Raw genomic sequence first — 12,819 nt, forward strand, 5'->3', positions numbered from 1 at the left:
TCAGCCCTTGACCACGCCGAGCGGCACCAACCGGGCCACCTTCCGGCACAGGCCGGCGCCCTCGGCGGACTCGACGACCGCCGCGATGTCCTTGTACGCCGACGGCATCTCCTCGGCCAGGCCGCGCCGGGACGCCCCGCGTACCGCGATGTCGCGTTCCTCCAGTTCGGCGCGCGGGTCGGTGCCGTGCCCGGCGGAGACGGCCTGCTTGCGGCTGCGTACCCGACCCGCCCCATGGCAGGTGGAGGCCCAGGCGGGTGAGCCGGCCACCCCGGTCAGCACGTACGAGCCGGTGCCCATCGAGCCGGGGATGAGCACCGGCTGGCCGGCGGCGCGCAGGTCGTCGGGAAGTTCGGGGTGCCCGGGCGGCAGGGCGCGGGTGGCGCCCTTGCGATGTACGCACAGTCGCCGCGCGGCCCCCGCCACGACATGCTCCTCGATCTTGGCGAGGTTGTGCGAGACGTCGTACACCAGGTCGAGCCGTCGCCCGGTCAGCCGCTCGAAGATCTGCCCCGCCGCGTGGGCGAGCAACTGCCGGTTGGCCCGCGCGTAGTTGGCCGCCGCGGCCATCGCGCCCAGGTAGGCGCGTCCCTCCGCGGAGGCGACCGGCGCGCAGGCGAGTTGCCGGTCCGGTACCTGGATGCCGTGCCTGCCCATCACCCGCTCCATGACCCGCACGTGATCGGTGCAGATCTGGTGGCCCAGGCCCCGCGACCCGCAGTGGATCATCACGCAGACCTGACCGGTGCGCAGCCCGAACGCCTCGGCGACCGGCTCGTCGTACACCTGCTCGACCGCCTGCACCTCCAGGAAGTGGTTGCCGGAGCCGAGGCTGCCGACCTGCCGCGCGCCGCGCTCGATCGCCCGGTCGCTGACCTGGCCCGGATCGGCGTCGTCCACCGCGCCGTGGTCCTCGCACCGGTCCAGGTCCCGCTGCCCGCCGAAACCGCGCCGCACCGCGTACCGGGAACCGCCGCGCAGCACCGCGTCGAGTTCGTCGCGGCCGGTGAGGTGCCACACCGCCCCGCTGCCCATGCCCCTCGGGGTGGCCGCGCTCAGCCCGTCCATCACCGCGTCCAGGCGCGGACGGAGCTCGTCGCGGCCCAGGTCGGCCGCGAGCAGCCGGACGCCGCAGGAGATGTCGAATCCGACTCCGCCGGGCGAGACCACACCGTCGGCCTCGACGTCGGTGGCGGCGACCCCGCCGATCGGGAAGCCGTAACCACAGTGCAGGTCCGGCATGGCGTACGAGGCGTCGACGATGCCGGGCAGGGTGGCCACGTTGGCGACCTGCTCCAGCGACCGGTCGGCCGTCGGGTCGGGCAGCAGCGACCGGGACGCGAAGACCACTCCCGGCACCCGCATCGGATCATGCCGTTCGATCCGGAACCGGTACGGCGACTCCTCGACCACCTCCATCCGCGGCAGCTACCCGCCGACGCCCCGGCTACACCTGCCGCCGCCGACCATCGCCCACGGACGTGCCGGACCGTCGCCGCCGTACGTCGAAAGGCGACCCTCATTCGCGTCGTCAGACGGCAGCTGACCCACCGTCGCCGACCTAGCGTTCGTGGCGCAACGGACCGACCGCGCCCGGCCGGGCGCCGAACCGGTAGGAGGACCGGTGTCTCGCAGCAGGATGGTCTGGATCGGCCTGGTCGCGCTGACCTGGGCGGCGATGATGTCGTTCGGGGGCGTGGCGGCCGAGACCGTGATGCTCTACCCGAACATCTTCCACGACGCGCCGGCCTCGCTGGAGCGCGCCCGCGACTTCCTGACGGTCAGCGGACCGAGCGACTACTTCCCGCCGCTGGGCGCCTCGGTGGTGCTGCTCGGCGTCGCCACCACCGTGCTCACCTGGCAAGAGCGCCGGCTGCGGTGGTGGGTCGTCGCCGCGACCGGGGTCTTCGTCGCGTGCGAGTTCCTGTTCTCGGTCGTCTTCTTCTGGCCCCGCAACGAGATCATGTTCGTCGACCCGGTCGGCACCCACTCGCCGCAGTACCTGCGCCAGGTGGCCGAGGAGTTCGTCGCCGGACACCGGGTGCGGCTCGCCGGTGGCGCGGTGACCGCCGCGCTCGCCTTCACGGCCCTCCTGCGGTGGGCCCGTACCGCCGTCACACCTGGTAGAAGCGACGGTAGCGGCGGATGAGCCGCCACTGCACGAGCACCGCGGCGACGGTCAGCAGCATCATCACAAGTGTGGCCGCCGCCGCGTAGCCGTACCGCAGGTACTCGAAGCCGGTCTGGTAGACGAAGAGCGACAGGTAGGTGGTGGCGTACGGCGGGGGGCCACCGTCGGTCACCACGAACGCCGGCACGAAGGTGAAGTGCAGGCTGGCCACGGCGTCGCGGACCGCCAGCAGGGCGAGCACCGGGGCCATCAGCGGCAGGGTGATCCGGCGGAAGACGTCCCAGCCGGTGGCGTCCTCGACGGCGGCCATCTCGTACACGTCGCGGGGCAGCGCCCGCCGCGCGGCCAGCAGCACCACGAAGGTCTCCCCCATGGTGAACAGGCTCATCAGGATGATCCCGGCGCGGGCGCTCGTCGGGTCGGTCAACCACTGCGGCGGGGTACGCCCCAGCGCGGTGAGCCCGTGCTCCCCGCCGACCCGCAGCAGTTGGTTGATCGGCCCGTACAGCGGGTTGAACAACCACAGCCAGAGCAGCCCGTACGCGATCTCCGGTACGGCGGTGGGCAGCAGCGCGGCGGTGCGGGCGGTGCCGACGCCGGGAGCCCGCCGGTGCAGCAGCAGCGCCAGGCCCAGCGCCAGCAGCACCCGCAGCGGCACCGCCACCAGTGCGAAGACCACCGAATTCAGCAGCGCCACCCGGAAGATCGGATCGTTCAGCAGGGCGGTGAAGTTGTCCAGCCCGGCCCAGGTCGGCGGGCGCAGCAGGTCGTAGTCGGTCACCGACAGGCCCAGCGTGACCAGGGCCGGCACCAGCACCAACCCGACCAGCCCGACCAGGTACGGCGTCAGCATCAACGCCAGCTGCCGCCGCGACCGGCGGTCCGGGCTGCGCGCCGCCCGGGCCGCTCGCTGGCCCGGCACCGCACCGCCGGCGCTCACGGCCGGTACCGGCGGCCGGTGGCGGCGTGGAACAGGTGGGCGTCGGCCCAGCGCACGTCGAGGCGTACCGTCGCACCGCGCGCTGGCCGCCGGGCGGCCGGCACCCTGGCGACCACCTGGTGCCCGGCGGCGAGACTGAGGTACGCGAAGGCGTCCTCGCCGATCACCTCGACCCGGTCGACGGTGGCCGGGGTGCCCTCGGCCGCGTCGAGTGCCACCGCCTCGGGCCGGAATCCGATCTCCAGCGGCTCCTCCCCCAGCGTCGGCGCGTCGCCGCGTGGTCGCAGCGGCCCGTCCGCCGGCAGCAGGTTCATCGCCGGGGAGCCGACGAACCGGGCCACGAAGGTGCTCGCCGGAGTACGCCAGATCTCGTCCGGGGTGCCCACCTGCTCGACCCGTCCGTCGCGCAGCACCGCGATCCGGTCGGCGAGCACCAGCGCCTCGGTCTGGTCGTGGGTGACGTGCACCATCGTCGCCCCGATCCGGTCGTGCAGGGCCCGCAGCTCCGCCCGCATCTCGGCACGCAGCGCCAGGTCCAGGTTGGACAGCGGCTCGTCGAGCAGGAACACGTCAGGTTCGCGGACCAGCGCCCGGGCCAGGGCGACCCGTTGACGTTCCCCGCCGGAAAGTTGCCCGGGCCGGCGGTCGAGCAGCCCGGCGCAGCCCACCGTCTCGGCCGCCGCCCGGGCCCGCTCGCGCGCGAGCCGGCGCGGGGTGTCGCGCACCTCCAGCCCGAAGGCGATGTTCTCGACCACTGTCAGGTGCGGGAACAGCGCGTACGACTGGAAGACCATCGACACGTTGCGCCGACCGGGTCGTTCGTCGGTGACATCCCGGTCGGCGATGCGGACCCGACCGGCGGTGACCGGTTCCAGCCCGGCGACCACCCGCAGCACCGTCGACTTGCCGGCACCGGAGGGGCCGAGCACCACCAGCAGCTCACCCCGGGCGACGCTGAGATCCACCTCGTGCAGGACGGCGGTGTCCCGGTAGGCGGCGCTGACTCCGTCGAGCACGAGTCCGTCGCTCACCCGTTCTCCCCTCGGGCGAACATCGGCCGGCTCTTGGTGTCCAGCTCGCGGATCACGTCGTCGAGCTTGTCGCCGCGGTGCATGGCGTTCTCCAGGATGCCGTAGCTCAGGTCCTCGATCTCCGGCCAGGTGGAGACGGTCGGCAGCGCCCGGACGGTCGGAATGGCGTCGAGGAAGGCCTGCGAGTTGCGGGGCGGCTGATCCGGATCCAGGAACGCGGGCGAGCGGGACACCTCGACGTGCGACGGCACCGTACGCCCGGTCGCGGCGATGATCCGCTGTCCCTCCTCGTCCATCGCGTACTCCATGAACCGCCACGCGGCGTCCTTGTTCCGCGACCCCCGGGTCATGCAGTACGCGTCGGAGTGCAGCACCCCGACCGGCTGCCGGTAGACCGGCAGCGGCGCGACGTCCCACTCGAACCCGGTGATGGTGCGGAAGTTGGTGGTGGCCCGACGTGAGGTCATCAGCATGGCGAGTCGACCGTTGAGGAAGCGTGACTCGTCGTCCTCCGCCTCCACCTCGGCGTCACTGGGCACCACCCCGTACGCCTGCCGCAGGTCGACCAGGTTCCGGAGCACCTCCCGGGCGGCCGGGCTGTCCAGCGTCAGCCGGGTCGGCCGGTCCGGGTCGTCGACGATCTCGCCGCCGTTGGACCAGACCAGCGGGGCCAGCCGGATGATCGACGGCTCCACGCCGAGCCCGTGCACGGCGGGCAGCCGGGCCGCGCCCTCGGCCTCGGTGCCCTTGATCACCAGCCCGCGGTCGTCGCGGGTCATCAGGGTGGCGGTGGCGACCAGGTCGTTCCAGGTCCAGCCGGCCTGCGGCTCGGCCACCCCGTACCTGGTGAACAGGGAACGGTTGTAGTACACGGCGAGGCTTGAGACGTTCTGCGGCAGGCACAACTGGGCACCGTCCCAGCGGAACGCCTCCATTGCGACCGGGTAGTAGTCGGCCGGGTCGAGCACCGACGAGGCGGCTATCCGCTCGTCGAGCGGCTCCACCACACCCTTGGCGGCGAACTGACCGTAGAAGCGGTAGTTCATCAGGAACAGGTCCGGTGGCGCGCCCCCGGCGACCGAGGTGGCGAGCCGGGCCAGCAGGTCCTTGCGGTCGCTGGCCTCGATCAACTGGACCCGCTCGCCGGGCCGGGCCCGCTGGTACGCGTCGATCAGGGTGCGGTAGGCGCCGAGTTCCTCCGGGGCACCGAACACCAGCAGCTTGACCGGGTCGCCGGCCGACGACCCACCGCCGGAGCCGCAGCCGGTGACGGCGAGCAGGGCGCTCAACGCGAGGGCGAACAACTGTCTGGTTCTCACGAGCGTCATCCCTCGGGTCGGTCGTCGTGTTGCAGAAAACGCCGCTGCGCCAGCGCGAAGACCACGAGCGCGGGCACCGTGGCGATCACCGCCCCGGCCAGGAAGACGGGGAAGTTGGTCGGGTCCAGCAACGACAACGACCGCAACGCCAGCGGCAGGGTGAACAGGTCACGGTCGTAGACGTAGATCAGCGGGTCGAGGAAGTTCGACCAGGTCAACACGAAGGTGAGCGCGGTGAGCCCGGCGGTCACCGGACGCACCAGCGGCAACGCGACACGCCACCAGGTGCGCAGCGGCGACAGGTCCTCCACCAGGCAGGCGTCGTACAGGTCGGCCGGCAGCGCCCGGAACGCCAGGTAGTAGACCAGGACGTAGAGCGGCGAGGTGCCTAGCAGCGCCGGCGCGATCAACGGTACGAGGGTGTCGGTCAACCCCAGCAGTCGGAAGATCGCGAAGCGGGGTACCAGCAGCGCGGTAGCCGGCACCATGAGCGCGACGAGTGAGGCGGCCACCACGACGGTTGTGGTCCGTGGCGCGATCCGGGTCAGCGCGAAACCGGCCAGGGAGGCGACGAGCACGCTCAGCGGTACGGCCACGACGGCGACGAGCACCGAGTTGAGCGAGGCACGCAGCAGCCCGCCGAGGTCGAGGGCGCGCTCGTAGCCGGTGGTGGAAAGCGGGTCGGGCACCAGTTGCGGCGTCGGTGACGGCGGCAGGCCGGGCTCGGTGAGGGAGCCGGAGACCAGCAACACCAGTGGCGGGACGAAGACCAGAAGGACGAAGGCCGCGCCGAGCGTGCGCCACAGCCGGGCGGCCCGCTCGGGCAGCGGTGAGGGGCCGCGACCGCGACCCCTCACCAATGTTGTGCCGATGATCTGTGCCTACCTCAGATTCAATTTCCAGGCGCCGAGCCCGTGCGAGGCAGCGTAGAGGATCCGCTCGCCGGGCACGATGGTCAGCCCGGCGACCTCGACGTTCGGCATGCCGCGCGCCGCGTTGGTCCAGGACTTCTTGCCCTTGGGCAACAGCAGCACCCCGAAGTCCGTGGAGGCGTAGAGGTCACCCGTGACGTCGTCACGGACCAGGTCGGTGATCGGCTGGTCCCCGAAGTCGTAGGACCTGTCGCTCCAGGTCGCCCCGTCGGCCGTGGCCGTCACCTCGAAGGCGTGACCGGGGGTGGTCGGCGTGTTGGAGCCGTACCCGCTGTAGGAGATCCACGCCCGAGCCGGGTCGGCCGGGTCGACGTGGATGCTGGTGACGAAGCGGTTCGGCGTGGCGGCGGTGTCCACCCGGGTCCAGGTCACCGCCGAGGCCGGCTCGGCGTCGACGTTACGGGAGACGAAGACCCGGCCGGTGCTGGTGGCCGCCCACGCGGTCGAGCTGTCCGAGTCGACCCGCTGGACGACGGAGACCGCGCCGCCGGCCCGGTCGCCCCAGCCGGCACCTGTCAGGTTCGTGGTGCCCAGCGGCTCCCAGTCGCCGCAGTCCTCCTCGTAGGTGCCGGTCCAGGAGTTGCAGATCCGGTCGGCCTCGGCCAGGCTGCGGTCGCCCAGGCCGAAGGTCTTGGTGCGGTAGACCGACAGCCCGGTGCCGGCGAACATGGTGCCGCTGACCTTCGGGTCGGTGATCACCGGGGCGTAGAACAGGTTGCCCGGCTGGCCGAAGATCGGGTCCGCGGTCCAGATCCAGCTGGCGATGTCGCCGTTGGCGAAGCTGACCTCGGGCGACACGTCGTAGAAGGTGTGGAACCGGAACTCGGGCCGGGCCACGTCCCAGCCGGAGGCACCGCCGTCACCGATCATCGTGTTGACCCAGCGCTGACGCTGGCCCTTGTTCTCCCAGGTGCCGTTGTCCTGGGTACCGCCCTGCAACTGGTTCACGTCGTGCGGGCTGACCGAGAGGCTGATGAACTGGAGGGTGTTCATGCCCTTGTTGACCCCCTCCAGCTTCGACGGGATCTTCGACAGCATCTGCCGGCAGCGATCCCGCTGGGCCTGGGTGGTCAGGTTGCGGTCCGGGTTGTCGCACCAGGACGAACGGTCGACGAACTCGCCGCTGGAGCGCATCACGCCACCGTCGTTGGCCTCGAAGAACTGGTACGGGTTACGCGGGTTGGTGACCAGGTCGTGCTGGTCGGGGTGCAGTCCGTTGGGGTGCAGCTCGTCGGTGCCGTCGTAGGTCATGTCGGTGCCGCTGACCCCGGCGTCGGTGGAGAGCACCACGGCCCGCTTGTTGGCCACGGTCTCGCCGTACAGGTAGGAACCGCCGGTGTAGACGATGTCCGGGTGGCCCTGCGGGGTGTGCACGAACACGTCGTACCAGCACTGGCCGGTGCACTGGTTGTAGGTGGCGAAGCCCGGGTCGGCCGGGTTGGAGCTGGTCAGGTCGGTGAACGTCGGTGAGCCGGTGGCCACGTCGTCGCTGCGGAACAGCCGCGAGTACGGGGTGCCGGTGTTGCCCTCGTAGACGTACATCCGGGTCTTGCCACCGGGCAGGGCGGTCACGTCGATCGCCGGGCGGGTCTGGAACATCGCCGGGTTGAGCGACGGCTTGATCTGCGTCCAGGTCGCTCCGGCGTCGGACGAGCGCCACACCCCCCGGGCGTACGAGCTGGCGTAGACGATGTTGGCGTCGCGCGGGTCGAGCTTGACCTGGCGTACACCGCGCGGGGAGCAGCTGGCCGTGTTGTTGTACTCGGCCGCGCTGCCGGTGCAGGTCGTGGCGTCGGCCGAACCGTTGTGGATGAACTTCCAGCTCTTGCCGCCGTTGGTGGACTTGTACAGACCCCACTTCTCGGCGTCCGGCACCGGCCGGGTGACCCCGGTGCAGCAGGAGCTGGACATGCCGCGCAGCGCCGTGGTGGTGGCCACGTAGAGCGTCTTGGGATCGCCGGGCTTGATGGTGATCTCACCGATGCCCTTGCCGCCGAGGACGTCCTTGCCGAGCGGGCCGGACCAGGTCAGGCCCCCGTTCGTCGACCGGTACAGGCCGACACCGGCGACACAGCCGGAACCGCAGGTGTTGGCCTCACCGGTGCCGACGTAGATGGTCAGGCCGGTGCGGTCGTTGCGGTCGATGGTCACCGCGCCGGCGGCGTTGATGCCCAGCGGGCCGCCCAGGTAGAACCACTTCGGCTCGGCGGCGAGGATGTTCAGGGTGCCCCAGACGCCACCACCGGCCGGCGTCACGTACGCGCGGCAGAGCAGCTTGGAGCAGTCCGGGCTGATGTCGATCGAGGTGACCCGACCACCGGCGACGTACTCGTTCGGTACGTAGTTGAAGGCGTTGCGGTACTCGGTGAACGGGTAGAGCGCCTCACTCGGGCCGATGTTCGTCCACTGCCGGCTGCCCTTGAACCGCTTGTCGGCCGCCGTGAAGGCCGCCTTCGACCTGTCCAACTGGGCGATGGTGATCGCGTCCGCGGGGTAGGCGCGCTCCAGGAACGCCTGCTGAGCGGCACCGCCAGGGCCGTCGGGTGACATGCCGCTGTCGCCTGGCACGGCCCGGCGCAGCCGCTCCAGGTGGGTGCCGAGGGCGTTTGGCATCTCTCCGCCGACCGCGACAGGTGTCGGCACCTCGGTGCCGGCGTAGTGGATTCCGACCAGGCCGGTCGACGCCACCAGGGCACCGACCGCCAGGCCAACGAGCAGATGGCGACGTCTACGCTTCACGAGGGTCCCTCCGGCAGAACGGCGTCACCGCAGCGCGGCATCCGGATTGGCGACCGTCGCTGGCAGCGTCCACGCAGGAATATGTCAGAGAGATCCACCACAGGCAATAGAGCTGTTAGACGTTATCGAACCGCCGCGAGGAGGGACGGATCGCATGTCCGAGGGGTGGCGACCGACAAGCGGCGAACTGCGGGCCGACTGTGCCAGGTGCTTCGGTTTGTGCTGCGTCGCCCCCGCCTTCGCCGCCTCGGCCGACTTCGCCCTGGACAAGCCCGCCGGCCAGCCGTGCCGGAACCTCCGGGCCGACTTCGGCTGCGCCATCCATGCCGAGCTACGCGACCGGGGCTTCCCCGGCTGTACCGTGTTCGACTGCTTCGGCGCGGGTCAGCGGGTCGCTCAGGCCACCTACGGCGGGCGGGACTGGCGCGACGAGCCAGGCAACGCCCGGCAGATGTTCGACGTCTTCGCGGTGATGCGACAGCTGCACGAACTGCTGTGGTATCTGACCGAGGCGCTCGGGCTGGGTCCACCGGCCGAGCTGTGTGCCGAGTTGGCGGCCGCACTCGGCGAGACCGAGCGGTTGGCCGGCGGGGACCCGGAAACGCTGCTCGCCCTCGACGTCGACGCGCACCGGGCGACGGTCAACGTGCTGCTGTCGCGTACCGCCGACCTGGCCCGCGCCCGCGGTGGCGCCGGCACCGACCTGCGGGGTGCCGCGCTGATCGGCCGCGACCTGCGGCGCACCACCCTGCGCGGGGCGAACCTGCGGGGCGCCTTGCTTGTCGGTGCCGACCTGCGCGGTGTGGACCTCGCCCGGGCCGACCTGACCGGCGCGGACCTGCGTGGGGCGGACGTGCGCGGCGCCGACCTGTCCGACGCGCTGTTCCTGCACCGGTCGCAGGTCGATGCCGCGCGAGGTGACCTGCGGACCCGGTTGCCGGGCCCGATCATTCGTCCGGCCCACTGGTCGCACCTGCCGCTCGCCCCGGCGAGCGCTGCGCGGCGCGGCCGGCGCCGCTGACCCGGTGCCGGTCGCTTCCCCGGCCTGCTCGACCCGGGAACCAGGACGGCTGCCGTGTCCGGTCACGCCCGGCACCTTTACCCGGGGCGCGCCGCTGCCCGGCCGGTCAGCGACGACCGGACGCGGCAGCGGTGCGGGCCTCGGTCATGCCCTGGTTGGCCAGCGCGTCGGCCCGCTCGTTCTCCGGGTGCCCGTTGTGGCCCTTGACCCACAGCCAGGTGACCTGGTGCCGGGCGCAGGCCGTCTCCAGCCGCTGCCACAGGTCGGCGTTCTTCACCGGCTGCTTCGCGGCGGTCAGCCACCCGTTGCGTTTCCAGGACGCCAGCCAGCTGGTGATGCCGTTGCGCACGTACGTGCTGTCGGTGTGCAGCTCGACGGTGACCGGGCGGGTCAGGCTCTCCAGTGCCTCGATGGCGGCGGTCAGCTCCATCCGGTTGTTGGTGGTGGGGTTCGCCTCCCCGCCGCGCAGCTCGCGCTCGTGGGAGCCGTAACGCAACACCGCGCCCCAGCCACCCGGGCCGGGGTTGCCGCTGCACGCGCCGTCGGTCCAGATCCGCACCACCCGGCCGGCCGTCTCGTCCACCATGCGGCGAATCTACCGAGGCCGGGCCGGTGGCCGGCAGGCACCCGCGCAGGTGCCGGTTCCAGTAAGGTCTGGCCAGTGAGCGAACCCGTTACTGACCCGCGCCTGGCGATCCGCCCGGCGGAGCCGGACGACGCCGAGTTGCTGCACCGCTTCATCGTCGAGCTGACCGAGGCCGAAGGCTATACCGAGGAGGTCACCGCCGAGCCGGCGGACGTGCTGCGGGCGCTGTTCGGGCCACGGCCGGTCGCCGAGGCGGTGGTGGCTTCGGTCGACGGTGAGCCGGTCGGCTTCGCCCTCTACTACTCGACCTACAGCACCGTGGTCGGTCGGCCCGGCATCCATCTGGACGACCTGTACGTCCGGCCGGAGCACCGAGGCGGTGGCGTCGGCCAGGCGTTGCTGACACACCTGGCGCGGCTGGCCGTGGAGCGCGGCTGCGGCCGCCTGGAGTGGTGGGTGTTGCGCACCAACGACCCGGCTCTGCGCTTCTACCGGAAACTGCAGGCACGCACCCTCGACGAGTTGGACGTGCTGCGGCTCGACGGCGAGCAACTGCACGCACTCGCGGCCGGTACGGGCCCGACCGGTGTCCGATCCTGATCCTGCCGCTACCGATCCGAGCCTGACCGCCCGACGCCCGGCGGTGCGGAGCCGACGACCGGCGGCGGCACGGTCCAGGCCGGGCGGCGTGACGGCGCGATCCGGTCGCGTACCCGAGCCGCGGCGTCGGCGACGGTGGCGGTGACCATCGGTCGGAGTCGGGTGGAGCGCATCACCGCCAGGTCCTCGGCGACGGTGGTGTGGCCGTCGAGGAAACGCAGCACCCGGGAGGCCGGGTTGCGGTCGAAGAGGCGACCGAAGAAGTCCGGACCGTCGACCAGGTCAGCGTCGAGGGCCCGCAACGCGACCGCGTCCATCCACAGGTGCCGGTGGGGGTACGCGGGCGCGGGCACCGGCGGGCGGCCGGCCGCGACCGCCCGGGCCACCTGCTCGGCCTGACGGTGCATCGCGGAGAAGGTGAAGCCGGTCGACGGACGGGTGGCACCCCCGGCCGTGCCGAGCCGCACCACCCGGGGCGAGGGCCGAGCCACGAACGGGCCGTCGGTCATCGGGATGACGCCGTTCTCGACCTCGGTCACGGTGAGCCGGGCCGGATCGAGGCCGAGCAGGTCTCGGTATCCGGCAAGCGCCGCGTCGTACGCCGCTCCGGTCAGCAGGTCGGGTGAGAACTCGGTGTACTCGACAAGCGCGTACCGGCTGTCGACGGGCAGTACGTAACCGAAGGAGACACCCCGGGTCGGCTGCGGGGTGCGGAAGTCCATGAGCACCGCCCGAGCCGGGTCGAAGACCGGTCGGTCGGTCGCCACCCACCAGCCCCGGAAATGCTGCAACCAGTTGGTGCGCCCGGGTCGCCGTGGTGGCCGTGGGCGGGAGTCCAGCAGCCAGCGGGTTCGCAGCAGCGGCCGGCCGTCGACGGCACGCACCAGCACCCGGTCACCGTCGTCGTCGACGCGCCCGGCGGCGGCGACGATCCGGATCGCACCCAGGTGCCGCTCCGCCTCGGCGGCCCGCTCGTAGATCGGGCCGGAGCGCAGCATCGCGTACCGCAGGGGCGTCAGGTCCAGCGCGTGATGCGCGTCCGGCGTGACCACCTCGACCCGTGACCAGCTGGCGCTGAGCAGCTCGTCCAGGTCGTTGCCCGGCTGGCCCCAGAACGCCCAGGTGCGGTCCTGCCCACGTCGGTGCACCGGGTCGACGACGGCGATCCGCACGTCGCGTACCCGGTGCCGGGCCAACGCGGCCAGCACCAGCGAGGCGGCCCCGCCCCCACCGACCAGAGCGAGGTCGACGTCAACCGGTGCGGAGCTCATCCGATCACGCTGCCACACCGCTACGCCGGCCGGATGAGCAGGGGCGGCGCCCGGGGCGTCCGGCAGAGCAGAGACCGCCGGCCGGCACCCTGGTTCGGGTGCCGGCCGGCGGTCTTGTTCCCCCTGTGGAGGAATGTCTTCGGTTGTGTTCGTCGGTCAGTTCGTGGGTCAGCTGTTCCAGTGCTGGGCGACGAGGTCGGCGGCCTGCTGTTCCCACTGGGCGTAGTGGTCGGGGTAGGCCGACACCTG

At 71.8% G+C, this 12,819-nt stretch carries 11 protein-coding genes; 3 read left to right on the forward strand and 8 right to left on the reverse strand.

What is annotated here, in order from left to right; all coding sequences use genetic code 11:
- Positions 1-1,419: an RtcB family protein gene (locus AB0I71_RS30195; protein WP_357590405.1), complete on the reverse strand. Its 1,419-nt coding sequence runs from the start codon at positions 1,417-1,419 to the stop codon at positions 1-3.
- 205 nt (positions 1,420-1,624) lie between these two features.
- Here AB0I71_RS30195 and AB0I71_RS30200 point away from each other — a divergent pair, with 205 nt between their 5' ends.
- Positions 1,625-2,149: a DUF1772 domain-containing protein gene (locus tag AB0I71_RS30200; protein ID WP_357590407.1), complete on the forward strand. Its 525-nt coding sequence runs from the start codon at positions 1,625-1,627 to the stop codon at positions 2,147-2,149.
- Here AB0I71_RS30200 and AB0I71_RS30205 read toward each other — a convergent pair.
- From AB0I71_RS30205 to AB0I71_RS30225, 5 genes are all read right to left on the reverse strand, one after another.
- The gene (locus tag AB0I71_RS30205) at positions 2,115-2,984 is read right to left on the reverse strand and encodes a sugar ABC transporter permease (protein ID WP_357590427.1); all 870 of its coding nucleotides are present in this window, start codon (positions 2,982-2,984) and stop codon (positions 2,115-2,117) included. The genes AB0I71_RS30200 and AB0I71_RS30205 overlap by 35 nt on opposite strands.
- A gap of 83 nt (positions 2,985-3,067) precedes the next feature.
- Positions 3,068-4,102: an ABC transporter ATP-binding protein gene (locus AB0I71_RS30210; protein WP_357590409.1), complete on the reverse strand. Its 1,035-nt coding sequence runs from the start codon at positions 4,100-4,102 to the stop codon at positions 3,068-3,070.
- Positions 4,099-5,430 carry a sugar ABC transporter substrate-binding protein gene (locus tag AB0I71_RS30215; protein ID WP_357590411.1) on the reverse strand — a complete coding sequence of 444 codons (1,332 nt, stop codon included), beginning with the start codon at positions 5,428-5,430 and terminating at the stop codon, positions 4,099-4,101. Before AB0I71_RS30215 ends, AB0I71_RS30210 begins: the two co-directional genes overlap by 4 nt.
- Positions 5,427-6,278 carry a carbohydrate ABC transporter permease gene (locus AB0I71_RS30220; protein ID WP_357590413.1) on the reverse strand — a complete coding sequence of 284 codons (852 nt, stop codon included), beginning with the start codon at positions 6,276-6,278 and terminating at the stop codon, positions 5,427-5,429. The genes AB0I71_RS30215 and AB0I71_RS30220 overlap by 4 nt, the downstream gene beginning before the upstream one ends.
- Before the next feature lie 24 nt (positions 6,279-6,302).
- Positions 6,303-9,092 (reverse strand): sialidase family protein, encoded by a 2,790-nt coding sequence (locus AB0I71_RS30225; RefSeq protein ID WP_357590415.1) that lies wholly within the window; start codon positions 9,090-9,092, stop codon positions 6,303-6,305.
- A 154-nt stretch (positions 9,093-9,246) separates the two neighbouring features.
- On the opposite strand from AB0I71_RS30225, the gene AB0I71_RS30230 reads away from it, so the two are divergent.
- Positions 9,247-10,113 (forward strand): pentapeptide repeat-containing protein, encoded by an 867-nt coding sequence (locus tag AB0I71_RS30230; protein WP_357590417.1) that lies wholly within the window; start codon positions 9,247-9,249, stop codon positions 10,111-10,113.
- A gap of 106 nt (positions 10,114-10,219) precedes the next feature.
- Here AB0I71_RS30230 and rnhA read toward each other — a convergent pair whose 3' ends face one another.
- Positions 10,220-10,699, reverse strand: a complete 480-nt coding sequence (gene rnhA, locus AB0I71_RS30235) for a ribonuclease HI (RefSeq protein ID WP_357590419.1) — start codon at positions 10,697-10,699, stop codon at positions 10,220-10,222.
- A gap of 75 nt (positions 10,700-10,774) precedes the next feature.
- Between rnhA and AB0I71_RS30240 the strand changes: the two genes are divergently transcribed.
- Complete coding sequence (locus AB0I71_RS30240; RefSeq protein WP_357590421.1) at positions 10,775-11,299, forward strand: GNAT family N-acetyltransferase; 525 nt, start codon at positions 10,775-10,777, stop codon at positions 11,297-11,299.
- Positions 11,300-11,307: 8 nt separating this feature from the next.
- On the opposite strand, the gene AB0I71_RS30245 is transcribed toward AB0I71_RS30240, so the two are convergent.
- On the reverse strand, positions 11,308-12,570 hold the full coding sequence (locus AB0I71_RS30245) for a lycopene cyclase family protein (RefSeq protein ID WP_357590423.1): 1,263 nt from the start codon (positions 12,568-12,570) through the stop codon (positions 11,308-11,310).
- Between the last annotated feature and the right edge of the window lie 249 nt (positions 12,571-12,819).

The sequence above is a fragment of the Micromonospora sp. NPDC049891 genome (genome assembly GCF_040660295.1).
In the GTDB taxonomy this organism is placed as follows: Bacteria; Actinomycetota; Actinomycetes; order Mycobacteriales; family Micromonosporaceae; genus Micromonospora.